This window comes from Limnobacter sp. (genome assembly GCF_036846585.1).
GTDB lineage: Bacteria > Pseudomonadota > Gammaproteobacteria > Burkholderiales > Burkholderiaceae_B > Limnobacter.
Genome location: NZ_DAIUBR010000038.1, coordinates 1 through 25,594, shown reverse-complemented (window position 1 = coordinate 25,594; position 25,594 = coordinate 1). Strand labels below are relative to the sequence as shown.

Genomic DNA, 25,594 nt, shown 5'->3' with positions numbered 1-25,594 from the left:
CATGCTGGCCCAAGCCAACCAGTTGCCCAACAACGTACTGAGCCTGTTGCAGTAAACCTGAATTGACCAAGCACTGGCTGATCTGACTAGCATCGGATCAGCTGGTTTCGGCAGGGGACCACCCCGGATTCGGACAACTTGTCCTCTGCCTTTTTTCCGGCTTTTCTGCCAATTCCTTATTTCCCCCCCCTCAAGATTTCCCCGTGCTGGTGTAACCACCAATGACACACATCGCTTTTTCGCTATACACTGCATTTATTCCGTAAAAAATGCATAAGAATGCAAGATTTTTCACAAGCTTTTGTTCAAGCCTTTGCCTTGATCTGGCAAGCAGACTCCACGTTGATTGACATCATTGCGCTGTCGCTGCAGGTCACGTTCACGGCCGTGTCGATTGCCTGCCTCATCGGTTTTCCTGTTGGTGCTGCTTTGGCCATTGGCCGCTTTCCCGGCCGCATGACATTGGTCGTGTTCCTGAATTCGCTGATGGGCCTGCCCCCGGTGGTGGTGGGTTTGGTGATTTACCTGTTTTTGTCGGCAGCAGGCCCCTTGGGTTTCCTTCAGTTGCTGTACACCCCAACTGCAATGGTGATCGCGCAGGTGGTGTTGGTTACCCCCATCGTGGCTGCGCTTGCGCGGCAGGTGATCGAAGACCTGTATGGCGAATACGATGAAATGCTGCGTGCCATGAATGCCAGCCGGATACAAACCATTTTTACCCTGATTGTGGACGCACGCTATTCGCTGTTGACCAGCGCACTGGCGGGCTTGGGGCGTGCGCTGGCCGAGGTGGGGGCTGTGATCATTGTCGGCGGCAACATTGCCAATGTGACCCGGGTCATGACCACCACCATTGCACTGGAAACGTCCAAGGGCGAACTGGCACTGGCCCTGGGTTTGGGCATTATCTTGATTGTTCTGTCCATTGTCATCAATGCGGGTTTGTTCCTGCTGAAAAACAGCGCCCAGAAGAGGGCCTATGCTTAAGATGAACAGCGACCTGGCCTTGCTTGCACCAAGGGTGTCTTTTTCGGCGTTCATGCCCATTCGTCTGGAGGGCATTCACCAGTCGTTTACACGGCGTGCAATTTTCAGCAATCTGAATCTGGAAATTGGTGCGCAGGGCATCACCGCGATCATGGGCCCCAATGGCGCGGGCAAAAGTTTGATCTTGCGCTTGCTGGCTGGTTTGATTGAGCCCGGTCAGGGGCGGGTGCTGTACAACGGCATGCCTGAAGTACCCCATGGTCAAATCGGTTTTGTATTTCAGCGCCCGGTGTTGCTGCGGCGAAGCGTTCAGGACAATGTAATGCATGCGTTGGCAATCGCCGGCGTTGCGCGCAGTGAGCGCCCGTTGCGAACCCTGGGTTTGCTGGAACTGGGGGGCATGGAACACCTTGCAAAATCCCCGGCACGGAAACTTTCCGGTGGTGAACAGCAGCGTTTGACGCTGCTTCGCGCACTGGCGTGCAATCCCGGTTTGCTGTTGCTTGACGAACCCAGTGCCAGCCTGGACCCCCAGGCCACGGCGTTGATTGAAAACATTGTTTTGCGGGCCAGCCAGTGCGGCGTGAAAGTGATCATTGTGACCCACGACCAGGGGCAGGCAGCCCGGGTGGCCGATGAAGTGGCTTTTGTTCACAAGGGACAGGTTCTGGACATTGAAAGCACCGAATCTTTTTTAAAGAACCCGCAAAGCAGATTGGCCAAAGCCTACCTTGCTGGCGAATTGTTGATTGATTGATTTATAGAAGGAGACAACACATGAAATTCAAAGCAATTACGGTGGCGCTGGTGCTTGCCGGCGGTGTGGCAGCGCAAGCACACGCCGCAGACAAGTTCATTGTTGTGCAATCGACCACCTCCACTCAAAACTCGGGTCTATATGATTTCCTGCTGCCCAAATTCACGGCGGAAACAGGCATCGAGGTGCGCGTGGTGGCCGTGGGCACGGGCCAGGCCATCAAGAATGCGCAGAATTGCGATGGCGACGTTTTGCTGGTTCATGCAAAACCTTCGGAAGAAAAGTTCGTGGCCGATGGCTATGGTGTCAAGCGCACCGATCTGATGTACAACGATTTCGTGATTGTTGGACCGGGCAAGGATCCAGCCGGTGTGGCTGGATCAAAAGAAGTGGTGAAATCCATGCAGACAATTGCCCAAAAGAAGGCATTGTTCGCATCCAGGGGTGACGACAGCGGCACCCACAAAAAAGAGCTGGCTTTGTGGAAACAGGCCAATGTGGATGTCAAGGCAGCCAGCGGAAAGTGGTATCGCGAAACAGGTTCGGGCATGGGTGCCACCCTGAACACCGGCGTGGGCATGGGGGCCTATGTGTTGGCGGACCGTGCAAGCTGGATCGCGTTTGGCAACAAAGGCGATTTCAGGATTGCCATTGAAGGCGATGCCAACATGTTCAACCAGTACGGCATTGTTGCTGTGAACCCGGCCAAATGTCCGAATGTAAAAACCGATCTGGGCAACACCTTTATCAACTGGATGTTGTCAGCAAAAGGCCAGCAAACCATTGCGGCGTATCAGAAGAACGGGCAATCGTTGTTCTTTCCCAATGCACCCAAACAGTAATCAGGCATTCCACACCACGGTGCCCAGCGCGGTGGTGTTGTAGCCTTCAAACTGTTTCGCTTTTTCCTTGAACAGGCTGGTTTGCGTGAATTTCATCAGCGTTTGAAAGGGCGCATCAAACCACGCTTTTCTGCACACCAACACATCAAAACGTTCTTGCCGGGTCGGTACAAACCCCAGGCCGAATTGGCAGGCCAGGGCTTGCAAGCCCGGTGCTGTGTCGGCCGTGCCACTGGCCACTGCTGCAATGGTGTCGTTTTCCGTGCGGCAGGTTTGCGTAATGTTCAGCGCATTCAATTCAAGGCCCTGTTGCCGTAGCAGGTGTTCAAACAAGATCATGCCGCCAGCACCGACCTGTCGGGTGGCCACTTTCAGCTTGGGTAGATCGCCAATGCCTGAAATGTTTTTTGGGTTGCCTTGGGCCACAATCAAACCCTGCTGGCGTGTGGCCCAGTTCAGCAGCACCACATTGTGGCCTGCAAAACGCGACTGAATTGCGTGGGTATTCCATGCCTTGGCATTGGGGTTCAACACGTGCAATCCACTGGCCACTGACAAATTGTTTTCAAAACAGTCAAGCCCGCTCAGGCTGCCATCGAACTGCATGGCAAGGCCGCAGGCAGACTCCCGAATGGCCCATTCCAGCAAAGGATCGTGGCTACCCGACACCACGTTCAATCGCTTAGCCCCTTTGGCATCGCTTTGCTGCATTTCACCGGTGCGTATCCAGTGCATCAATTCCGTTTTCGGGAACAGCAATTTGCCTGTGGCTTTTACACAGGGAATTTCCTGGGCGCTGACAAGGTCGTACAGTTTGCGTTCCTTGATGCGCAGCAATTCGGCCACTTCTTTGGTGGTCAGAAATTCGGTGGTGTCTGTGCGAGCATTCATGTCGCGCGTGTTTCTTCCAGTTTGGTCAGGTCAATTTGATCCGGTTCCCGGCCCGGGCTTGTGCCAATCCACCTGCGCAAATCGTCGATCATCAAATACAGGCAAGGCACCAGCAACAGTGTAATGGCTGTGGCAAACAAAATGCCGTAACCTAGCGAAATGGCCATGGGGATCATGAATTTGGCCTGCCGGGATGTTTCGAAAATCATGGGTGCCAGACCACCAAAGGTGGACACAGTGGTCAGCATGATGGGGCGAAAACGCCGCACGCCCGACGTACAAATGGCATCGTAAGGCGACATGCCGTCGCGCACTTTGTGGTTGGCGTAGTCGACCATCACCAGTGAATCGTTGACCACCACACCGGCCAGGGCAAGTATGCCCATCATGGACACGATGCTGATGCTGTAACCCATCATCAGGTGGCCGAGGATGGCACCGAAAATTCCGAATGGAATGGCCAGCATCACGATGAAGGGTTGCAGGTAACTTTTGAATGGAATGGCCAACAGCACGTAGATCAGCAACAGCGCGGCCAGAAAACCTTTGCCCAGGCCACCCAGTGCTTCGGAAAAGTCTTGCTGGCGCCCTGCGAAGCTGTAGCTTAAGCCGGGGTAGTCTGCCATCAATTTGGGCATTAAATCCTGCACGGTGGCGTTTTGTACCTGCTGTGCCTGGTTGCGCGGGTTCACGTTCGCAGTCACGGAAATGGTTCGCCTGCCGTCGCGGCGGGTGATGCTGGCGAAGGCGCGGGTGTCATCAAATTCAACCAGCGAATGCAAGGGCACCAGCGTGCCTTGCGGTGTGCGAATCAACAGATCGCGCACATCGGTTTGGGCGGCCCGCTCTGTTTCAGGGCGCATCACCAGCACCTTGATTTCATTGCGCCCACGTTGCTGGCGTAGCGCCTCTGCGCCGAAAAAAGCCGCTCGAACCTGCCTTCCAACTTCATTGGAGCTCAAGCCCAGTCTTCGCGCTTCTTCTTTCAGCGTGAAGCTGAATTGTTCCTTGCCGTTCTGAAAGCCATCGTCAATTTCCGACACCATGGGGTAATTCGCCAATTCGCGGGCCAGGGCCTCGCTGGCTTGCCGCAGGGTATCTACATTGCGGTGGCTTAGTTGCACGGTGAATGCAGGGCCGCTGCCCGGGCCGCCGGAATCTGCCGCAAAACGAATGGTTTCCACACCAGCAATGGTGCCCACATCGGTGCGCCATAGGTTGGTGAATTCGGCCGTGGGCACCGGGCGTACATCGGGCGGGGTCAGATAGGTTTTTACGGTGATGGCGTTTTCATTCACGCTGGCGTAAATGCCGGTGCTTTGTTCCTCACCCCCCGTGGCGTCTACGGTTTTCAGTGCACTGGCCACAATTTTGTCTCGCACGCGGTTCACCTGTTCACGGGTGCTGCCCAAGGGCAGTATGGCGCGCACTTCCGACAAATCCGATTCAACCTGGGGGAATAATTCAAACCCCATGCGGCCACTGACAGGCCAGCTGATCACAAGGATCATCAGTGCAATACCGGCTGCCATGGACAGGTATCGGTACTCTACGCACTTGGCCACCACAGGGGTGTAGCGCAGTTCAATGAAACGGCTAAAGCCCTTTGAAAATCGTTGCTGCCAGTCGTGGAACCTGCTTTTGCTTTCTGTGCTGTGTGCCAGGTGGGCGGGCAAAATGAAAATGGCTTCCATCAGTGAAACCACGAAAACCGTGCACACCACCAAGGGAATGACACCCCAGATCTTGCCGAGAAACCCCGGTACAAACAACAGGGGTGCAAATGCGGCAATGTTGGTCAGGATGCTGAAGGTTACGGGCACCGCCACATCGCGGGCACCTTGTATGGATGCATCCAGCAGGCTCATGCCCTGTTGACGGTATTCGTAAATGTTCTCGCCCGCCACAATGGCATCGTCCACCACGATGCCAAGGGCAACAATGAAGGCGAACATCGAGATCATGTTGAATGTGACCCCGAACAAAGGCAACAACAGCATGGACCCCAGAAAGGAAATGGGAATGCCCATGGTGACCCAGAACGCCAGCTTCCAGTCCAGGAACAGGGTAAGCAACACCATCACCAAGGCCAGACCCATCAAGGCGTTTGAGGCCAACAGTTCCTGTCGTTGTTTGTAGGTGTCGGACCGGTCAGTGACCACTGCAATGTCCACACCTTCAGGCATCAGCGGGCGAATTTTTTCAAGCGCTTCCAGCGTGGCTTCAGAAATACCGATCGGGGTTTGTTCACCGATGCGTGACACGGACATTTCAATCGACGGTTTGCCGTTGAAGGTGGCGTACTTGTCCACGTCCTGAAAACCGTCGCGCACGGTGGAAATGTCGCCCAGTTTCAAGGGGGTGCCACCGACAGGGGACACGATGGGCAATTCGGCAAATTGATTGGCGAAGTCGCGTCTTTCAGAAACACGAAGTAAAATCTCGCCGCCTTGAGTGGCAATGCTGCCGCCGGAAACTTCAATCACATTGCTGCGTATGTTCTCGGCAATGCCTTGCAAGGTCAGGCCATAGGCGTTCAATCGCGATTCGGGCACCTCCACATGAATTTCCTGTTCGCGTGTTTCGTTCAGGTCAACCTGCGTAATGCCCGGGTTTTGCAGCAGGCCATCCCGCACTTCTTCGGCCAGGTTGCGCAGTGACAATTCGTCTGTGTCGCCATACACCACCAGGGTAACAACGCCGCGTTTGCGCGCTGTCAGCGTGACATTGGGTACTTCCGAATCGCCGGGGAAGGTGGTGATGCGGTCTACTTCCTGTTTGATCTTGTCGTAAACAGCCTGTGCATCTTCAGATTCATCGATTTCCACCAGAATGTTGGCCGAACCCTCGTTGGCGGTGGCGTTCACTTCCACAATGCCTTCCACGCCGGAAATGGCCTCTTCCACGGCCAGTACAATGCCTTGCTCTACGTCTTCAGGGCTGGCGCCGGGGTAGATCACGGAAATGGTCACCAAGTCCAGCTCGAATTCGGGGAACACCTCTTTGGTCATGTTCATGAAACCGAACACACCACCGATCAGGCACACCCACATCAAAATGTTGGCGGCTACCGTGTTTTTGGTCATCCAGGCCAGAGGGCCTGAGCGGTCTATGCGTCGACGGCTGGCGGCATTCATGGTTTCGTGGCCTTGCTGTCGTCGTTGGTGCGAATGGCCATGCGTTGAACCGGTGAGCCCAGGCTGGAGGTCACAATGCTTTCGCCGTCTTTCAGGCCTTGGTCCACCAGTACATAGTCGGCTGAACGAAACGCAATGCTGACCGGGCGAATGTCCAGTTCACCGTTGTCGTTCACCCAGACGTTGCCGCCATGAATGGCCGAAGGTGCAAGCTTGAACACATTGTTCAGTTCAATGCCGTCAAACCGTACTTTCACATACTGGGCCAGGAGCAGGGGTTGAAGTGTTTTGTCGCGGGTTCTGGGCACTTTAACCAGCACTTGTGCCTGTCGGCCATTGTCCTGAACGCTGGTTTGCAGGCTGAGAACATGGCCCTTGTGGCAACCCTGTTCATTGCTGCTGGCGTCGTTGACACACACTTCGGATCCCGCGCGTTTGCTGTCGGGAAAGCTGATCCATTTCAAATCCGTTTGTGGCACGGCCACGCTGATCCAGTAGGCTTCGCTGCTGGCCAATACGCCCAGTGTGGTGGTGGCACTGACCTGCGCGCCCACGCTGGCCTCGCGGCTAACCACAAAGCCGTCAAACGGCGCACGCAATAGGGTGCGTTCAAGGTTCACCTTGGCGCGTTCTACACCGGCTCTGGCCGATTGCACGCTTGCTTTTGCAGCTTCAAGCTGGGGCTTGCGAAGTATCAGGGCGCGTTCGCGTTCGTCTACTGTCATGCCCAGCAAATCGAAATCTGCCTGTGCCACAACCTGATTGCCCTGTTCCGACATCAAGGTGGATTGCGCTTGTGCCAAGGCGGCCTGTGCTGTTTGCAATTCAATGCGGTAGTCGGTGTTGTCAAGTTCAACCAGCACATTGCCTTTTTTGAAGGATGTACCGGGCACGAACTTCGGGCCAATTTTTTGCACTGTTCCGCTGACCCGGGCCTGCAAGGTGATTTGCTGTTCAGCCTGCACCACGCCATAGCCCAGCAAGCTGACAGAATAATCGCCCGCTTTCACGGATTCGGTACTGACCAGCCGTGCAGTTTTTTCCGGTGGTTTGCGGGTGGCTGTGGGGGCCGTGATTACCAGCACTTGGGATCCGATGATCCCCAGGGCGATCACGCCAATGGCAAGACCCACCTGTACCCATTTGCGTTTGAAAAAGGTTTGTTCGCTCATGACGGCTCTGCTGCTGTTGTTATCGGAATGCTGCCGGACAAAGCCCTGTACAGGGCGATCCGAAAGCCAACCCGTTGTTGTTCTGCGTTCACCAGGTTGCGGCGCAACTGGCTGGTGCTTTGTTGGGCATCCAGAATGGCAAGGTAATCGACCGAACCGTTGCGGTAGCCTGCAAAAAGCCGTTTCAGGCTTTGCTCGGCCAGTGCCAGCTGGCGCCGAATGCTTTGTGCGGTCTCGCGTTGGCGGGTTTCCTGAATCAGGGCGTTGTCGACATCGGCCAAGGCGTTGATGGCAGCTTCCTGGTACTGTGCAACGGCTTGATCAAGCAGGGCTCGCTGGCGTTCCACTTCAGCGGAGCGTGCGCCGCCGTCAAACAAAGGTGCCACCATGTTCACACTGAGGTTGCGCACCCAGTTGTCGAACAGCAAATCGGAATCGCGGGTTTGATCACTGAAGCTGGCGCGCAAACTGAGTTGTGGAAACCGGTTGGCAATGGCGGCAGCCACACTGCGGTCGGTCGACAAAACCACCGACCACGCTTGTTGCACGTCGGGACGCCGGTTCAGCAGTTCTGCAGGAAAGCCTGTCGCCGGCAAGGGTGGCAAGCTGGGCAGGTCTTCCTGCTTCAAATTCAGTGTGTTGGGGGGCTGCCCCACCAGAATGGACAAGCTGTTGAGCAGCACATCGCGACTGGAAATGGCCTGCGACAAATTGCCTTGGGCAGATTCAACCAGCTGGCGTTGCTGAAGCACATCGGACGCAGCAGCACTGCCTTGGCGAAAACGCAGTTCAACCAGCTTCAAGTTGGTTTCAAAACTTTTCAGTTCATCTTCAAACAGGCGCACCGTTTGGTCGGCAGCCACCCATTGCGCCCAGGTGGTGGCCAACTGGCCTGCAATGCTGATTCTTGCTGCATCCAGTTCGTAGCGGGTGGCTTGAAGTTGCAGTTCAGCTGCCTGTGCTGTGTTGCGCACCCGCGACCACAAATCAATTTCATAGCTGGCACTAAATGATGCCGAGGTAAACAGCCCCCGGTTGTTGGTGGCCTGGCCTTGAATGCTGACACCTTTTACGGTGTTCTCCTGTCGACTTGCGTTGAGGTTCAGCGCGGGGAAGAAGCCGGCCTGTGCCGCATTCAGGCTGGCCTGTGCCGCGCGAAGCCGGGCGGCCGTGGCCTCAAGATTCAAATTGTCGGCCTGCGCCTGTTGCATCAGCGTGGTTAACTGGGTGCTGGAAAAACCGGTCCACCAGTCGCCGGGTGCTTGCACGGCACCGGGGCTTACCAGGGGTTTGAAGGTGGTGTTTTGAAAGCGGGAATCAATGTCGGGTTTGTTCGATTCAATGTTGGCGCATGCTGAAAGCAGGCCAACCAGCAGCACTGGGAGCAGCGCTTGCATCATGGCTTTTCGACAAGGTAGTTTGGGGTGCTGCGTCATGTTGTCATTTTTCTTGTTGAGTGCCCATCAGACCACACTCTGGGCACGTTTGTTCAACCGTTAACTGATCTTTACAAAATTGGATAAAAAGTCAACTGGCTGGTCTCGTGGCCCAGTGTTTGCACACACAGTGTAATTCGATACACTGGATCTGGCTTGGGCCTTTCCGTCTGGAGGCTGTTTTGCTTAAAACATACGGCTTTTCAATTGCTTTCTCGGTAGTTTGTGTTGTCTTGGGGGTGTGGTGGGGTGGTCATTCCGGCATGGGGGTGTTCACTGCCCTGTGGTTGTTGCTGGTGTTGGGCATTCTTGAAGTTTCCTTGTCTTTTGACAACGCAGTGGTGAATGCAGCGGTGTTGCGAACCATGGCGCCTTTTTGGCAAAAAATGTTTCTCACCGTGGGTGTTTTGATCGCTGTGTTTGGCATGCGGCTTGTGTTTCCGATTGCCATTGTTGCAGTGATCACAGGCATGGGCAGCGTGGAAGTGGTCGACATGGCGCTGGATGAACCCGCGGCTTATGGCAAGGTACTGAACGATGCCTATCCCATGATCGCCACATTTGGCGGTGCATTTTTGTTCATGGTGTTCCTGAAATTCATGCTGAATCCCGTGCGGAACATTCACTGGCTAAAGCCCGTGGAAATTCGCCTTGCCAGGCTGGGCCACTTGCAAGGTTTTGCGACTTTCATCGCATTGCTTGTTGTAACGGTCACTGCGATGGCTGTTGACGAGGATTTAAAGTACAAGGTGTTGCTCAGTGGTGTGGTGGGCATTGTGCTGTTTGTGGCCATTGATGTGGTGGATCAACTGTTTGCCCCGGGTTTGAAAAACCGAACAGGGGAAAGAAAGACAACGGGCGGTGCCACTTCAGCGGCCGGGAAGATGGGTTTTTCTGCGTTTCTGTATCTGGAGGTGCTGGATGCGTCTTTCAGCTTTGATGGCGTGGTCGGGGCTTTTGCAATAACCCGCGATGTAGTCATCATTATGCTTGGGCTGGCCATTGGTGCTATTTTCGTTCGATCAATCACCATTGATCTGGTTCAACGCGGTGTGCTGCAACAGTATGTTTATCTTGAACATGGAGCGCACTATGCCGTGGGCGTGCTGGCATGCATCATGTTTCTTGGCACGCAGGTTCACGTGCCCGAAGTGTTTACCGGGCTGTTGGGCGTGGCGTTTATTGTGGCCGCGTATGGCTCCTCAATTCGCCACAAAAAGGCGGGCTAGTTACCTGGACGCCAGTTGGCGCAGGGCGTATACATAGCCTTGCCAGCCCAGTCCGCAAATAACGCCTTCGGCGATATCAGAAAAATAACTGTGGTGTCGAAAACTTTCCCGCTGGTGGATATTGGATAGATGCACTTCAATGAAGGGGATGCTTACGCCCGCCAAGGCATCACGCAGCGCCACGCTGGTGTGCGTGTAACCGGCCGGGTTGATCACAATGCCGGCAATGTCTTCTGTTTTGGCTTTGTGAACCCTGTCGATCAAGGCACCTTCGTGATTGCTTTGAAAGGTCAGCAACTCGAAGCCATCGGTGAAGGCAACGTTCTTCAAGGCCTTTTCAATGTCTGCCAGGGTCATGTGACCATAAATGCCTGGCTCTCGTGTGCCCAAAAGGTTCAGGTTGGGGCCGTTGATCAACAGCAGTTTTTTCAATTTTCTTCTCCGGTGCAGGTGCGTTTGAAAAAATAGTAACAAGCAATGTGGTGGGCTAGGGGGTTTCGTCTACACTGCGGACGCGTTCACGCACAAAATAACGACAATTCTTGAGACAAAGGCCCCCATGAGCACCAATATCGACGCAATTTTCAATTTGCTGGCCGGCACAGCCCGTGGCTGGCGTGGCACCGGCATTGCCGCGCGTGCGCGCAAAACCCCTGAAAAACCCCTGAAACTGTACGACATCGAGATCAGCCCCTACTGCCGATTGGTGCGTGAGGCCCTGAGCGAAATGGATCTGGATGTGATGATTTTGCCGTGCCCCGCGGGTGGCAAGCGATTCCGTGGTGGGGCGCGCACTTTGCTGCCCGGTACGAAATTTCCCATGCTGGTGGACGACAACACCGGTGTGGTGATGAATGAATCGGCCAACATCATTGATTACCTGGCCACCACCTACAACAGCAAGCTGAAAAGCCAGCAGGGCTTTGGGCGCAAAGTGGCGGTGGGTACATCGATGTTGTCCAGTATTTTCCAGTACCGAGTTGGTGGTTTTCAGGGCATGACAGCACGGCCTTCAAAAGCGCCGGTTGAGCCGTTGGTGTTGTACAGCTTCGAGGCCAGCCCTTTTTCCAAGCCGGTGCGCGCTCGTTTGTGCGAACTTGAAATTCCTTATTTGCTGAAGAACACACCCAAAGGTGCAATGACCGATCTGGGGCCGCCCGTGTTTCGCGACAAACTGTTCAATGGCCCGAAAGGCACCACGCGCAACCGTGCCTGGTTGGCCGAGAATACCGGCAAGGTGCAGGTGCCTTATTTGATCGACCCGAATACGGGTGTGGCGATGTATGAATCCAATGAAATTCTGCGTTATCTGGACAAGACGTACGGCGCGTGATTTCCCAACGCATAGAAGCCTGGTTGCTGCGCTTGCTCAGGTGCATACCCCCTCGCGCCAGAAAACCTTTAATCCCTTTTTGAGATTCACCCTGACTCACCTCGCTCGGCAAAAGGGCGGGCCGAGTCTCGGTGCCGGCTCATGGCCGGCCGTGGTGGGTGAATTCAAACGGGCAGGTTTTCTTGATCGGCGCTGCGAGGGTATTGCAACCTGAGCAAGCGCAGCAAGCTGTGGTGTGAAGCGAGGCTTGGGTGCCGCATTGGCTGGTCGGCTTTGCAAGGCTTCCCGGCGGCTTCGCAGCGCGGGGCGGTTCCTTCAGGAACCGATGCGAAGTCGCTTAAGCGTTTCGCATTCCCCAAGCCAGAAGCATTAAGCCGGATCAGAAGCATTGCTTAGGCCAGATGATGCGGCCCTAAGCCGCGCCTTCGCGTCACAGTATGCAGCGGTCAGCGCTCAGGTCTTCCGAACCACCACGCTGCCAATCGAATAACCCGCCCCAAACGAGCAGATCACGCCCACATCGCCACCCGCCAAATCGTCCTTGTGGCGGTGAAACGCAATCACCGAACCCGCAGAAGCGGTGTTGGCAAACTCATCGAGAATCACCGGCGCTTTGTCGGCTGTGAATTCACTGCTACCCAGCAGTTTTTTTGCAATCAACTGGTTCATGGCCAGGTTGGCCTGGTGCAGCCAGTAACGGCGTACATCGCTTGCCGAATTCAAACCAAGGCTTTCCAAATGCGTGCTCATGTGCTCGGCGGCCATGGGACACACTTCCTTGAATACTTTGCGGCCTTCCTGAATGAACAGTTTGTCGCGACCATCGCGGTTCGCGTCTTCCGACCTGTTCATAAACCCGAAGTTGTTGCGGATGTTGTTGGAGAATTTGGTGGCCAGCTTGGTGCCAAGCACTTCCCAGCTGCCAGGTTTGGCGTCTTCCAGGCGTTGCACAATCACGGCGGTGCATACATCGCCAAAAATGAAGTGGCAGTCGCGGTCCAGCCAGGCCTGGTGGCCCGAAGTAATTTCAGGGTTGACCATCAACACCGCACGCGCAGTTCCGCTGCGCACGGCGTTCACGGCTTGTTCAATGCCGAAGGTGGCCGATGAACAGGCCACATTCATGTCGTAACCAAAGCCCTCAATGCCTAGCGCTTCCTGAATTTCAATGGCCATGGCCGGGTAAGCACGCTGCATATTGGATGCGGAACAGATCACCGCGTCAATGTCCGCGGCTGTCAGCCCTGCATCGTCCATGGCTTTGCGGCCAGCGTCCACGGCAATTTCAGCCATCATCGACAATTCGGAATTCGGACGTTCCTTGAAGTAGGGATGAAGGCGATCCGGGTTCAGAATGCCTTCTTTTTCCATCACGTAACGCTGCTTGATGCCGGAGGCATTTTCAATGAACGCTGAACTGGACGGCTGCAAGGGTTGAAGTTCCCCACTGGCAATCTCCGTGGCGTGTTCCGCATTGAATTTCGCCACATAGGCATTGAAAGATTCCACCAATTCGTCGTTGGTGATGGTTTGGCTGGGCACGAACAGCCCCGTGCCGCTGATGGCTACCTTGATCATTGCGCTCGTCCTGGGTGGATGATTGTGTGTTCTGTCTCTTGCGCAATGATAAAGGCAAAGGCCGGGAGATTTATGATGCCAAGCGCATTTTCTCCACGGACATTGCCTGATCATCTGGTTCGGCACGTCGGCCAATGCCTTCATAAATCAGGCCATAGTCGGCCAGCAGTGCGGGGTCGTACAGGTTTCGACCATCAAAAACTGCTTTTTGGCGCAGCGTTCTGCTCAACATCAGAAAGTCCGGGCTTTTGAACATGCGCCATTCGGTGCACACAATCAAGGCGTCGGCATTGAACAGTGTTTCTTCCTGGGTTTTGGAAATTTCAAACTGACCCAACAGTGGCCCATCTTGCCGGAATGTGGCCAGATCTTCTTCCATTGCGCGCCGTGCAGTTTCGTTGGCCACCGGGTCGAAGGCTTGCACGGTGGCACCGCGCAACACCAGTTCCGAGGCGATTGTGCGGCTGCTGGCTTCGCGCATGTCGTCGGTTTCCGGTTTGAAGGCCAGGCCCCACATGGCAAAGGTCATGTTGCTGAGGTCTTCGCCAAACCGTTGAATGATTTTTTCCACCAGCACGCGTTTTTGGCGCTGATTGCTGTGGTTTACAGCCCGAAGGATGGACAGGTTCTCGCCTGCATCCTCACCGGTTTGAATCAGGGCGCGAACGTCTTTTGGAAAGCACGACCCTCCATAGCCGCAACCTGCGTACAAAAATGAAAAGCCGATGCGGGGATCGGAGCCAATGCCCGCGCGCACCTGTTCAATGTCGGCACCAATTTTCTCGGCCAGATTGGCCAGTTCATTCATGAAACTGATGCGGGTGGCCAGCATGGCATTGGCCGCGTATTTGGTCAGTTCGGCGGAACGAACGTCCATGCACATCAGGCGTTCATGGTGGCGCTGGAAAGGGGCGTACAGCGATTTCATCATGCGCAGTGCGCGCTGGCCTGCGTGTGTTTGATCGGTCCCCAGCACAATGCGGTCAGGGCGAAGAAAATCGTCAATCGCCGCGCCTTCTTTCAGGAATTCCGGGTTGGACACTACCGAGAAGGTGTGCAGGGTGTTGCGTCGAACCAGCACGCGGCGCACTTCGTCGGCCACGCGTTCACCGGTGCCCACCGGCACAGTTGATTTGTTGATGATTACCTTGAAGCCATTCATGTGCGTGGCAATTTGTTGCGCCACTTTAATAACGTGCTGAAGGTCGGCGCTGCCATCTTCTTTGGGGGGCGTGCCCACGCAAATGAAAATCAGCTCCGCGTGGTTCACGGCATCTTCAATGCGGGTGGTGAAGTCCAGGCGTTGTTCGTGCTGGTTGCGCACCAACAGTTCATCCAGCCCTGGCTCGTAAATCGGGCTGTCGCCGTTTTTAAGTTGTTCAACTTTGACGGCGTCAATGTCGCAACACAATACTTTGTTGCCCACTTCGGCCAAACAGGCGGCGCTAACCAGCCCGACATATCCACTTCCAATGACAGAAACGCGCATGTGCTTTGCTTTGATGAGTGATCAATGCGAGCAGTGTGTTGCGGCAGTGTTGCCTGCGTTTGACAGTTTTAAGTCGGGATTGTGACAGCGCGTTCGGCGTGCGGCTTATTGCAAGATCAGTGTGTTGTTTTGGCCAAAGCGACGCATTTGGTGAACCACTGCCACGATGAACTGGCCAACAAGCAGGCAGCCTGCTGCCAACAGATTCGGGCCTTCAAAACCGGTTGCATTGATGTACTGCACACCGGCGTTGATGGTGAAACCTGTGATCAACATGGACATGAACAACATGCCGGGCGTGCGAACAACTGATTCAATAAAATTTTTCATGTTGGTATCCCTTTTCTGTTTGGTTTTTACATGAATCAAATTGTGTACAGTTGTGCACTGAAAATCAATTGATTTATCTAGATTTTTGTTTCTAAATAAATATGTCGTTGATTATAATGATTAAATTTAGAATTGTTGTGTATCCGAGTGATTTATTTTTTCGAATCGTAATCCCCAGCATGATTCATTGATATCCGATTGGCGCAAAGAAATTCCCCTGAAGGAAAGCCGTTCAAATGTATCGTTTTCAGCTGTGGACCAGTCGAAAGCCACATGAACCCTGCCGTGATTAAACAGGGGGTTTAAAACCTGGTTTTCAAAATCGATTCGCAGGTCAGGTGCCAAAAGATCGGTGATGCAAAGGCCGACCAGGGTTGGTTTGATCTCCGTGCCCTGAAGCAGCAACATCGCAGCCGGGTTTGCGAATTTGATTTTTCGTGAATGGTCCAGCGTGAGTACGCCATCGGGAGCGTGTGAAATCAGTTCTTCCAGCATGTGCATGTCTTTCCAGATTTGGCGCGCCTCCGTTACATCACGGAATGACTTGATAAAGCCAATCAGTGTTCTTTTGCCGTTGTAAAGCGGAGCGATGTTCATGCTCAAACTGATCAACTGATCCGCATTGTTGATCCTCACTGTTTCGATGTTCTTCAGTGTTTCACCCTCTGCTGCGCGTTGATGCAAGCGCTTTTCTGTTGCCTTCAGTTCGTCGGGAAGAATCAGGTTTCGCTCGTGTTCATACAGCACACTGGCTTGATCATGACCGAACAGTTCTTCAGCAGCACGATTCCAGACCAGTATCCGGCCATCGGCATCCTCTGCGATCAGTGCCTCGGATGAATTGTTGACCAGCTCGGTTTGAAGCAGCATTGCCTCTCGTCGGCCCAGTTGTTTTTTTACCCGGACTGCGAGCAGTATGCTTAACAGCACCCCGGTCAGGATCCATGTGAGCAACGCGATCGGTTGCAGCCCGGCGTCGACCGGTTTTTCGGGCCAGTATTCCAGCAACCAGTGCCTGTTGCCCAACTGGATGTTGCGGCGAATGCTTTGGTGCGGGTACAGGGTGATATTGGCCGGGTCAACATTGTCGAAGAACAATGTCGGTTCGGCGGTGCTTTCCACCATGGAAATACGTGCCTGCATTCTCGGTTCTTGAGCAAGCCAAGGCTTGACCATGCGGTCAATTGAGATTGGAAATGCAATCCAGCCAAGCAGCTCTTCATAGCGTAGTCCAAGGTCTTTGGAGGGCACGGGGGTTAGAAAAACCGGCATCAGCATGGTAAAACCCTGGCGCCCAATGTGGGCGTTTTGAATCATGGTGATCGGTTTGGATGCAGACAAACCCATCCTGGTAAATGCATTCAAGCAGTTTTTCCGTCTTGAGTTTTCTGACCCAAGGTCCAGCCCTTGTGCTTGTTGATTGTCGCTTAAGGGTTCAATGTACTGAATGATGAAACGGTCTTGTGAGGACGGGGTGATGAACTTGACCTGAAAGTCGGGCACCTCCTGTTTGCGCATGTTGCTGACAAAAGCGGCCTCGTCTTTCACAGGCACTTTTCGGATAAAGGCCATGCCCAAGGTGCCGGGAAATTCATTTTTCAGATCAAGATTTTCAACATAGGTTCTGAATTGAACTTGATTCAACCTACCTTGCCCATATGTCGAAATTGAATTGGCGGTCAAGCGCAGGGTCTCTTCATGGCGGTTGACCATGCGTTGCAGTTCATGGGTTTTCTGGTTGACCAGGGCTTCCAGTTCAGTCGTTTGGGCAATGCTTAAACGGTGTTGATATTCAAGCATTAGAAGGGTGGTCGCGGCCAAACCAGCAGCACCAGCGAGAGCGGCATACATCCAGTTGGCCAGGTTTTTTTTCATGTGCGGAACTTCAGTGCGTTAGCGTGTGATTTTTAAGGCGGGTCTGAATGTCTTCGATCAGCAATTCAGGATCAAATGGTTTGGTAATAAAGTTGGTAAAGCCAATGGAAAGACACTCATTTCTCATGGTGTCGCTGACGTGTCCCGTGATCGCGTACACAGGGAGGTCTCTGAGTTGTTCGTGTTTGCGAATAAGTCGGGTGGCCTCCAGGCCGTCCATTACCGGCATTTGAAGGTCCATCAATACTGCATCAAATGTTGCGGTTCCGCTGGTCAACAGCGCGACTGCATCTGCGCCATTGCTCACAATGCTGACCGTGGCACCGCGGTTTTCAAGCAGCTTCCTGAAAATTTTTGCATTCAATGCGTTGTCTTCGGCCATCAGCAAACGCAGGGTTGATCCGTCAGCAAGGTCACGTTCGGGAATTCGGGGGGGCATGGGTTTCGCGAATGCACGTGTTAAACGATTCCGGGTCACTGGCTTCATCAGAAGTTTGACCTTGTGTTCCTGGGCAACCTGTGGCAATTCGTTGCCCAGCCAAACAATGTGCTGATCACCGTGTTCCTGTTTTTCCAGAAACTGGGTTAGCCAGCTTATTTTTGAAACGGTGTACGGTGCTGGCAAATCAATCAATACACGCGTGTCTGCGTGCACTGGCAGGGTTTTGTCTCGCGAACTTTCATGGTGAAGGCATTTGACCTGCCAATCTGGCTCAAGACGTTGTTGCACTTGTATATCCCATGGCACTTCTCCGAGTTGCAGCAGCGCACGGGTTTGTTGGGTTAATTCCGGATTGGTTTTTCCATCCAGCGGCAAGCTGTGTTTCAGGGGCACACGAAATTCGAAATGAGTGCCCATATGGGGTTGGCTGTGAACTTCAATGGTGCCGCCCATCACTTCAACAATTTGTCGGCAAATGGCCAGGCCCAGACCTGCGCCGTTGTACTTTTTCTGCAAGGAGGAATCGACTTGATAAAACGCATCGAAAATTCGTTCGGCGTCGCCTGCTTGAATGCCCACGCCTGTGTCTGCCACTTCGACAATCAGAAGGTCCGTGTCTCTGTTTTGGGCTTGTATGTCAAATTGCACAGATACCCGGCCAAACAGCGTGAACTTGTAGGCGTTGGAGATCAGGTTTTGTAGCACTTGTTCAATTCGTCCCCTGTCGCCGCTGTACACAAGGCTGCCGTTTCTGGGCTCAAGTAAAACCGGTTCCACAGTGGTTTTTTGTAGCCATTGCTGTTGAAGCATGTTGGCTGTGTTGTCGATTAATTCGTCAAGCTGAAAGTCACGTTTTTGAAGGCGAAAGTGTCCTTGTCGAATTTTTGACAGGTCGAGCAGGTCGTTGACGATTGCATTGACGGCCTCGCTGGATTGTTTGATGGCTTTCCCGAGTTCTTGCACTTCGTCGCTGTACGATGGGGCGCCAAGCATGATGGCAATGCTGTTGATCGATGAAAGCGGCGTGCGTATTTCATGCGAAATGTTTGCAATCAGTTTGTCTTTCAGTTCATTGGCAGATTGGGCGGATTCACAAGCTTTGCGCAGGGTTTCCCTGGAGCGGTATTCACGGATGGACAGCCACAGCAGCGTGAACGCAACAACCAGCAAGGGCACGAACAGATAGGACGGAATGGCGATCTTTGGTCCCCAACCGTTTTTAGGCACCGCCTCCAGTGTCCATTGCCCATAAGGAAGGTGAACAGTGGATGACACGGTGTTGATTGCGGGGGAGGGGGCTTGGCCATGAATATGGCGTTGCCGGGCATCCATGGGTGTTTGATGGGTGACCCGCAAGATCAGCCCCTGTTTTTCCAGTGGCTCAATGACTTGGTGCTTGATGTACTCGAAGTCAATCAGCACAGTGGCAAACCCCATCAAGCCCAGCTTGTCTGTTGCGGCCCTTGTTTTGTAGATGGGCTGGCGAATGATCAAGGCCTGCCCTCCCTGAACCAGTTCGCGCGGGCCTTCCATGACGGCTTGCCCGGTCAATATGGCTTCCTCCAGATACGGCACGGATTGCGGATGTTTGTACAGGTTCATCCCGATGGCGGTCTGGTTCAATGCCGGGTTTGTCACAAACTGCACGATACCTTCCGGTGCGTATTGCAGGCTGCGTATGGCCGGGTTTTCAACTGACAGTTGCCCGGCAAACTGCTCGAAGCTTGCTTGTGTCAAGTTCGGTGTTTGCCGAACAAATGCATCGATCGCGTACAGATTGCCCGTTGCATTGCTGACAATACTTTCCAGTTTCTGCGCGTGGTTTTCCACGGTGCGGTGAACTTCAGTTTTCAGCCGCTGCGTATTGCTTTGTGCCTGGAGTGAATTGAACAACACCAGGCTGGACAGGCACGCTGACAAAGCAAGGCCAATCAGCCAGGGCAAAACACCCAGGCTGGAATGGCGTGCAGGCAATGTGGTGCGCGGCTGTGTGTTGAGCATGGCTAGGAAAGCAATCGTGGAAACCTAGCATAGCCGTTACTGCACGGTGTTATCCAAAGATTAAGCCGGGTAATTGATCCTGTTTACAATTGTTCAAGGTTGAAAGGCTGGTTTTCAGGCCTGCAAAAATGCTTGCAACCTGGCCGCGTAGCCCAATTCCTCCGCTTTGGCCTTTGCCACTGCACGGTAGGTTTTGTTCACTTTGTCGGTCAACCTGGCCATGCGTTGTTGGGCTTTGGTGTCCATTTCGGCTGTGATCAAGCCAACCTCGACCAGCAAACTGTCGTTGGCAAATGCAGCGGCTATCAGTTCCAGCAGCTTTTCGTCGCCCAGCATGTTGGCCAGTTTTGCAATGCGGTCTTTGCGCTGTGCGTAAAATGAAATGTGCAAATTTGCGGCCGGGTCCTTGATCACCTCCATGATCTCAATGGCTTTTTTCTCGGGAATGTAATCGGTAAAGCCACCCAACACGTGGAAGTCGCCGTGCTCCACCAGTTTGGCGGTCACTTTCTTCAGTTGTTCCACCGGCAACTCGGCCAGCATGTTCACTGCACGTTCTGGAATCTGCTCACGGGCCACTTCGGCCATGAAGTCGGTGTCGAACAGTTTGCACAGGCTGACTGCTTTGCTCATGGGGGTGAAGTACGACATATTGGCCGTAATGGCCGGCCCAAATACCTTGGTGCACAGGGTTGCGCTGATGGAATCGGGGGCAAGTTTGCCCGCGCCGGCGATCCGCTCGAACACCGGACCGAATTTGTTCAGCAGGCTGTTTTGAAAATTGGTACGCAGTTTTTGCAGCGCAACGGCGTCCAGTTTGTCGAGGTAAGCCAGGTCACCCACAGGCTTGTGCAGGGCTTGCGCCAAGCGGCGCAGTTCGGTGTTTCGGTCCATGTTTTATAGCCCCAGAATTTTTTTGACAGTACCGCGCAACAGGCGGGGGATGTGTTCCAGCGCGTTGTCCATGCTTTCTTTCAGAAAGGCATCGTGCGCGTCGTGGGCGGCAGTCAGGTCGGCAGCCAGTTTCTTTTGATTGGCGGTGCTGAGTTGTTCCAGCTCCAGCAGGGGCTCGCCAAGCACCTCCAGCAATGCGGCATCCAGTTTGGGCATCTTGGTCTCCATCTTTGTTAAGTTTTGATGAATGATATGTTGAATTCTCAAAGCCGACAGTTTTTCTTGACCAATTAGAGCGTCTGGTCAAATTCGGTGTGTGGGCAGATCGAATACACTTTCAGCAAACAACGATGAGAACTCGCAGTGAATAATTATCAGCCTTTGAAACAACATGAATCGCGTTTTGTAGATTTGCGCGGATTGCGCTCGCATTTGCACTGCTGGGGGCCAGAGGATGCGCCACTGTTGGTGATGGTGCACGGCTGGATGGACGTTGGCGCCAGTTACCAGTTTGTGGTGGATGCCCTGCAAAATGACTACCGGGTTATTGCGCCCGACTGGCGCGGCTTTGGCCTGAGCGATTGGCCAGTGGCCGATGGTTCACCCGGCATTCGTTCTTATTGGTTTCCAGATTATCTGGCTGATCTGGATGCCTTGCTGGATCACTTCTCCCCAACGCAGGCCGTGAACCTGGTGGGCCACAGCATGGGTGGCAACATTGCCATGATGTATGCCGGTGTTCGACCGCAGCGTATCCGCACTGTGGTGAATCTGGAAGGTTTTGGCATGCTGGATTCACCGCCCGAGAAAGCGCCAACACGTTACGGCAACTGGCTTGACGAGTTGAAAGCTCCGAAAGAGCTTCGCGCCTATGGCAGCCTGGAAGCCGTGGCCCGGCGCTTGCAAAAAACCAATCACCGCTTGAGTGACGAGAAGGCCATGTACCTTGCCCGGTATTGGTCGGCTGTTGACAATTCCGGCTACCGTTTGTTGGGCGATGCAGCCCACAAAATCATGAACCCGATCGGTTATCGGTTGGCCGAAGCGCAGGCATGCTGGCGCAATATCACCGCCCCGGTGTTGCATGTGGAGGCCAAACAAACCGAGGCAGGTTTGTGGTTAAGCCGCGCGGGTCAACCTGTGGATTTTGATGCGTTCCGAAAGCGGTTTGATTGTGTGCCCAACTGGAAATCAGTGATTGTGGACAATGCGGGCCACATGGTGCACCACGATCAACCTGAAATACTGGCCGGGTTGATTGAAAGCCACATGGTCAATGGATAAAAGGATAAAAAAAAGCCGACTTCCGAAGAAGCCGGCTTAACCTTTCTCACTTGCGGAGAAGAGGAGACATGGGGTTGAACACCATTACAGCGTTCGATGTAAGTATTTTCGGTCCTCAGCCTCGCCCCGGGCAAGGACATTTGTAGGCAATTCATACTAGACAAACCGTGAACTTTTGCTGTTTTGTTAAATACACAGGCCTTGAAACATGCCCGCGTCATTCTGGAATTGCTCTGTGGCCGGGAGTTGTACTTTAAGTCGGTAGATAAGTACAAATAGCGGCCTGCAATTCCGCAAAGCGCTACACCAATGTGTCTGCCCAAATATTCTGGGCCCAGTTCCACGCGTAAGTGCCTTCCAGTTCATTCGGTTCGGACGACACACCGCCCGAACCTTCAACTGTGAGGAAAGTTTTCTTCTCGGCGTTGTACACATGCACGCTGGCCACGTGAATCACGTTGTTGGTGGTCACATAGCTGTAGCAGGTGTTGTTGGTCAATGGTGAGGCATTGGGTTCCCAACCGCTAAGCTGGGCCACAATCGCAGCCGCTACAACCTTCGCCTGGCTGTTTGCCATGTGGCCGCTTTTCGGCATCAAGGGGGCGCCTTGCACTGAATCACCAATTACATGCACATTGGGTGCAACAGTTGATTCAAAGGTCATGTAATTCACTTCAGCCCAGCGCTTGTTCAGGTTGGCAATGCCGGAATCAACGGCCAGTTTGCCTGCGCGTTGGTCGGGCAAAATATTCAGCACATCGCCTTTGATGGGTTCTTCAAATTCAAAGCGAACTATTTTGCTGGCACCGTCCACCCCGGTCACTTTCATGTTGGGGCGGTATTCCAGAATGTCTTTGTATTCACTTTCCCAAACGCCTTTGAACAACTTGCCTTTCGAGGTAACGTCGGCGTTGGCATCGAGCAGTAGCACTTTCGACTTCGGCTTGTACTGTTTGAAGTAGTTGGCCACCATGCTGGCGCGTTCGTAAGGGCCGGGGGGGCAGCGGTAGGGGGCCAGTGGCACATTCAAAATGTAGATGCCACCGTTGGGCATGGCTTCCAGTTGCTTGCGCAGGCCCACGGTTTCAGGGCCCGCCTTCCAGGCTTGCAAAACCTGGCCGCTGGCATTGGCGGCTGCCAAACCTTCAATTTTGTCCAGTTGTAAATCAATGCCGGGCGACAACACCAGTTTGTCGTAGGGCAGGGTTTTTCCGCTTTTCAATTTCACTGTGCGTTTTTCAACATCAATGGCTTTTACATAATCTTTCACCATTTTCACGCCATGGTTGCGGGCAAGGCCAGTGTAGGGCGTGCTGATTTCGCTGATTTTGCGAAGCCCGCCCACCACCAGGTTGCTCATGGGGCAGGAAATGAACGTGGCATTGGGTTCAACCAGGGTAACGTTTAACTGTTTGCCCGACAGCAGGCGCAGGTACTTGGCCGCAGTGGCACCGCCATAGCCGCCACCAATGACCACCACTTTGCCTTTGGCTGTTTTGGCGGTTGCTGAAAGGGGCATGCCGCCCAGCAGGGCAGTGGCCAGTGCGCTGGTTTGTAGAAATTGTCTTCTTTGCATGGTGCGCTCCTTAGTCTTTCTTGCCGAGGTAGTTGGCGATGATGTCGATCTGTTCGTCTGTGTAGCCCTTGGACAGTTGATGCATCACGGTGGCGGGGCGCTGCCCGGTTTTAAACCAGATCATATTGGTTTTGATGTATTCCACGCTCAGGTTGGCAAGGCCGGTCACCGCGCTGCCTTCCACACCCTTGCCATTGGTGCCATGGCAATTTGCGCAGGTGGCGGCCAGGCTTGCCGCCTGGAGTTTTTTCTCTGGAGTCATGTCGTTTGCCCCGGCTGCCGAGCCAAGCAGCAAAAGGCCGCAGGTCAGCACGGTGCTGGCCACTCGCCTTGCCGTGTGTTGTTGTAGTTTGATCATTGATGTCCCTCCAGTTTTTGTTGGTGTTATGGATCATCACGCATGTAGTGTCGCTTAGCTGACACAAGGTGCAATCCACTTTGATTCTAGCGTGGTAACAGGTACAGGCAAGCAGTTTTTTCTCATAGGAATACAACAACACCGAGGCTGGACGTGGCGCACTCCAAACAAGCACTGCAGGCAGTACTTTTTTTCATCTCCGCATTGGTTCTCAGTGCCTGTCTGTCGTCTGGTGAGGACCCCACGGCAAGCTCGGGCGGTGGCGGCAGCGCAGTCAACCCGGCCGAATCAAATGGTCGCGTGTTCCTGATCCAGCCCGGGCCGAATGCCTCCGAGGACATGGCAAAGGCCATGGTGCAACTAAAACCCAAAGACATTCTTCGGTTCGAATGCGGTTTTTTTGATTTGAAAACCGGTATTCAGATCACCACGACTGAAGACGTGATCATCGAAGGTTGCGGCATGGATGAAACCTTCCTGTCGTTTCGCGACAGCAATTCGCAGGAAGGATTCCTGGCGTCGAATGTGCGTGGCGTCACGGTGCGCAACCTGACCATTGGCGACTCGCCCGGCGACGCATTCAAGATGAAGGGCGTGAACCACGGCACCCTGAGAAAGGTGCGTGCCATCTGGAGCAGCGGGCGGAAAACCGCGGAGGAACGGCCAATTACCGCCGCGAATTTCCGCAATGAAGTCAAGGTGCAGTGTACCGACCCCGCACGCCACAACCCGGCCAACCCCAACCCCTTGGAAACTGACAAAACCTCGCCCGATTACACGGTGAGCACCGCCTCGGGCCGCTACGGCATTTACCCGGTGGAAAGCCGCAACATTTTGGTGGAAGAGACTGAAAGTATTGGCGCGTCGGATGCCGGTATTTATGTGGGTCAAACCAATATTGCGAAAATTCGCAAAAGCCGTGCAGCCTTCAACGTGTTTGGGTTCGAGATTGAAAACGTGAACGATGGAGAGTATTCCGAGAACGTTGCCGAGTGCAATTCTGGCGGGTTTCTGGTCTACGACCTCGACAACCTGACCCAGTACGGTTCACGCTCACGCGTGTTCAACAACATTTCCCGCAACAACAACACCTACAACTTTGCCGTTCCCGGATCGATTGTGGCCAACGTGCCGCGTGGTTCAGGGCTGATTACGCTGGCCTATGACAAGATTGATATTTACGACAACGTGTTCGAGAACAACGGCACCGCCGGCATTATTTTGACCAGCTACGATTTGTTGGGCGAGAACGGCGACCGCCGCATGGATGTGTATTCCGAAGCGGTGAACATTTTCGACAACACCTTCATCAACAATGGCAATGATCTGCCCCAGCCCGATTTCGCGGGCATTGTGGCCACGCAGGGCGGGCAAGTCACCAGCGCCTTTCCGCTGGTGGTGGGTTTGAAAAACGCAGCCGGTGGCGGTGGGTATCGGGGCGCACACATTGTGTGGGACGGCTATACCGATGAACTGAACAACGAATGCGAATTGCCCAAAGACCGCAATGGCAATACGGTGGCGGTGGATGAAGATGGCAAACCCATTCAAGGCAACCAAAACCCCAACCCAAGCTGCCGCTACAACAAATACAAATTCAAGGAGAACGGCGAACGCAAGGTGCCTGCCTGGTGGTTCAGCTGCATCAACCCCAACAACAATTTTGGTTCAGACAGCCTGGCCTTTGCCAATTTCCACGGCACACGTGGTCTGGATGCCGTGATCAATCTGAACACGAATGACCCGGCCGCCAACCTGTCGCTGGATTACCTCACTGCCGTGGGCAGTGGCATACCTTTGTTCCCTTCTGAATTTGATTTGAGCAAGCACAATTGCATGGCCCGGTTTGGTGCTGATTTGCCACGCCTGCCCGATTTCGAATTTGAGAAATTCGAGCCCAGTGGCCAGTTTGCCCCCGAGCCCACGGCTGCTGCGGTCAAAGCCTTGTGCGAAGTGCCTTTGAAGGCCGGCGTGGTTAACCAG

21 protein-coding genes are annotated in these 25,594 nt (G+C 53.9%); 7 read left to right on the top strand and 14 right to left on the bottom strand.

What is annotated here, in order from left to right:
* The first annotated feature begins 279 nt into the window (after nt 1-279).
* Genes V7028_RS13710 through V7028_RS13700 form a run of 3 tightly spaced genes read left to right on the top strand, consistent with a single transcriptional unit; the run spans nt 280 to nt 2,586 of the window.
* The gene (locus tag V7028_RS13710; RefSeq protein WP_334120645.1) at nt 280-987 is read left to right on the top strand and encodes an ABC transporter permease; all 708 of its coding nucleotides are present in this window, start codon (nt 280-282) and stop codon (nt 985-987) included.
* Entirely contained in the window at nt 980-1,744 is a 765-nt protein-coding gene (locus V7028_RS13705) for an ATP-binding cassette domain-containing protein (RefSeq protein ID WP_334120644.1), read from the top strand. The genes V7028_RS13710 and V7028_RS13705 overlap by 8 nt, the downstream gene beginning before the upstream one ends.
* A 20-nt stretch (nt 1,745-1,764) precedes the next feature.
* On the top strand, nt 1,765-2,586 hold the full coding sequence (locus V7028_RS13700) for a substrate-binding domain-containing protein (RefSeq protein WP_334120643.1): 822 nt from the start codon (nt 1,765-1,767) through the stop codon (nt 2,584-2,586).
* Here the strand turns inward: V7028_RS13700 and V7028_RS13695 are convergent, their stop codons facing one another.
* Genes V7028_RS13695 through V7028_RS13680 form a run of 4 tightly spaced genes read right to left on the bottom strand, consistent with a single transcriptional unit; the run spans nt 2,587 to nt 9,186 of the window.
* The gene (locus V7028_RS13695) at nt 2,587-3,477 is read right to left on the bottom strand and encodes a helix-turn-helix transcriptional regulator (protein ID WP_334120642.1); all 891 of its coding nucleotides are present in this window, start codon (nt 3,475-3,477) and stop codon (nt 2,587-2,589) included.
* On the bottom strand, nt 3,474-6,614 hold the full coding sequence (locus V7028_RS13690) for an efflux RND transporter permease subunit (protein WP_334120641.1): 3,141 nt from the start codon (nt 6,612-6,614) through the stop codon (nt 3,474-3,476). Before V7028_RS13690 ends, V7028_RS13695 begins: the two co-directional genes overlap by 4 nt.
* A complete protein-coding gene (locus V7028_RS13685) occupies nt 6,611-7,786 on the bottom strand; it encodes an efflux RND transporter periplasmic adaptor subunit (protein WP_334120640.1) in 1,176 nt (391 codons plus the stop codon). The genes V7028_RS13690 and V7028_RS13685 overlap by 4 nt, the downstream gene beginning before the upstream one ends.
* Nucleotides 7,783-9,186, bottom strand: a complete 1,404-nt coding sequence (locus V7028_RS13680) for a TolC family protein (protein WP_334120639.1) — start codon at nt 9,184-9,186, stop codon at nt 7,783-7,785. The genes V7028_RS13685 and V7028_RS13680 overlap by 4 nt, the downstream gene beginning before the upstream one ends.
* Before the next feature lie 218 nt (nt 9,187-9,404).
* On the opposite strand from V7028_RS13680, the gene V7028_RS13675 reads away from it, so the two are divergent.
* Entirely contained in the window at nt 9,405-10,451 is a 1,047-nt protein-coding gene (locus tag V7028_RS13675) for a DUF475 domain-containing protein (RefSeq protein ID WP_334120638.1), read from the top strand.
* Here V7028_RS13675 and aroQ read toward each other — a convergent pair whose 3' ends face one another.
* A complete protein-coding gene (gene aroQ, locus V7028_RS13670; RefSeq protein ID WP_334120637.1) occupies nt 10,452-10,883 on the bottom strand; it encodes a type II 3-dehydroquinate dehydratase in 432 nt (143 codons plus the stop codon). It abuts the gene before it with no gap.
* Between the two features lie 127 nt (nt 10,884-11,010).
* Between aroQ and V7028_RS13665 the strand changes: the two genes are divergently transcribed.
* Nucleotides 11,011-11,784, top strand: coding sequence for a glutathione S-transferase N-terminal domain-containing protein (locus V7028_RS13665; RefSeq protein WP_334120636.1), 774 nt, complete (start codon nt 11,011-11,013; stop codon nt 11,782-11,784).
* 453 nt (nt 11,785-12,237) lie between these two features.
* Here the strand turns inward: V7028_RS13665 and V7028_RS13660 are convergent, their stop codons facing one another.
* The 7 genes from V7028_RS13660 to V7028_RS13630 all read right to left on the bottom strand — a co-directional run bounded on the left by V7028_RS13660 (nt 12,238) and on the right by V7028_RS13630 (nt 20,609).
* Nucleotides 12,238-13,362 (bottom strand): beta-ketoacyl-ACP synthase III, encoded by a 1,125-nt coding sequence (locus V7028_RS13660; RefSeq protein ID WP_334120635.1) that lies wholly within the window; start codon nt 13,360-13,362, stop codon nt 12,238-12,240.
* A gap of 70 nt (nt 13,363-13,432) precedes the next feature.
* Nucleotides 13,433-14,851 (bottom strand): UDP-glucose dehydrogenase family protein, encoded by a 1,419-nt coding sequence (locus tag V7028_RS13655; RefSeq protein ID WP_334120634.1) that lies wholly within the window; start codon nt 14,849-14,851, stop codon nt 13,433-13,435.
* Nucleotides 14,852-14,956: 105 nt separating this feature from the next.
* Nucleotides 14,957-15,181 (bottom strand): hypothetical protein, encoded by a 225-nt coding sequence (locus V7028_RS13650; protein ID WP_334120633.1) that lies wholly within the window; start codon nt 15,179-15,181, stop codon nt 14,957-14,959.
* A gap of 126 nt (nt 15,182-15,307) precedes the next feature.
* A complete protein-coding gene (locus tag V7028_RS13645) occupies nt 15,308-17,056 on the bottom strand; it encodes a CHASE domain-containing protein (RefSeq protein ID WP_334120632.1) in 1,749 nt (582 codons plus the stop codon).
* Nucleotides 17,057-17,066: 10 nt separating this feature from the next.
* Nucleotides 17,067-19,499 carry an ATP-binding protein gene (locus V7028_RS13640; RefSeq protein WP_334120631.1) on the bottom strand — a complete coding sequence of 811 codons (2,433 nt, stop codon included), beginning with the start codon at nt 19,497-19,499 and terminating at the stop codon, nt 17,067-17,069.
* A gap of 114 nt (nt 19,500-19,613) precedes the next feature.
* On the bottom strand, nt 19,614-20,393 hold the full coding sequence (locus tag V7028_RS13635; protein WP_334120630.1) for a hypothetical protein: 780 nt from the start codon (nt 20,391-20,393) through the stop codon (nt 19,614-19,616).
* Nucleotides 20,394-20,396: 3 nt separating this feature from the next.
* On the bottom strand, nt 20,397-20,609 hold the full coding sequence (locus tag V7028_RS13630) for a hypothetical protein (RefSeq protein WP_334120629.1): 213 nt from the start codon (nt 20,607-20,609) through the stop codon (nt 20,397-20,399).
* 147 nt (nt 20,610-20,756) lie between these two features.
* Between V7028_RS13630 and V7028_RS13625 the strand changes: the two genes are divergently transcribed.
* Nucleotides 20,757-21,677 carry an alpha/beta fold hydrolase gene (locus tag V7028_RS13625; RefSeq protein WP_334120628.1) on the top strand — a complete coding sequence of 307 codons (921 nt, stop codon included), beginning with the start codon at nt 20,757-20,759 and terminating at the stop codon, nt 21,675-21,677.
* A 301-nt stretch (nt 21,678-21,978) separates the two neighbouring features.
* On the opposite strand, the gene V7028_RS13620 is transcribed toward V7028_RS13625, so the two are convergent.
* Both V7028_RS13620 and V7028_RS13615 read right to left on the bottom strand, forming a co-directional pair.
* Nucleotides 21,979-23,253: an NAD(P)/FAD-dependent oxidoreductase gene (locus tag V7028_RS13620; protein WP_334120627.1), complete on the bottom strand. Its 1,275-nt coding sequence runs from the start codon at nt 23,251-23,253 to the stop codon at nt 21,979-21,981.
* 10 nt (nt 23,254-23,263) lie between these two features.
* Nucleotides 23,264-23,611 (bottom strand): c-type cytochrome, encoded by a 348-nt coding sequence (locus tag V7028_RS13615; protein WP_334120626.1) that lies wholly within the window; start codon nt 23,609-23,611, stop codon nt 23,264-23,266.
* Nucleotides 23,612-23,764: 153 nt separating this feature from the next.
* Here V7028_RS13615 and V7028_RS13610 point away from each other — a divergent pair.
* On the top strand, nt 23,765-25,594 hold a 1,830-nt coding region (locus V7028_RS13610), incomplete at its 3' end, for a parallel beta-helix domain-containing protein (RefSeq protein WP_334120625.1).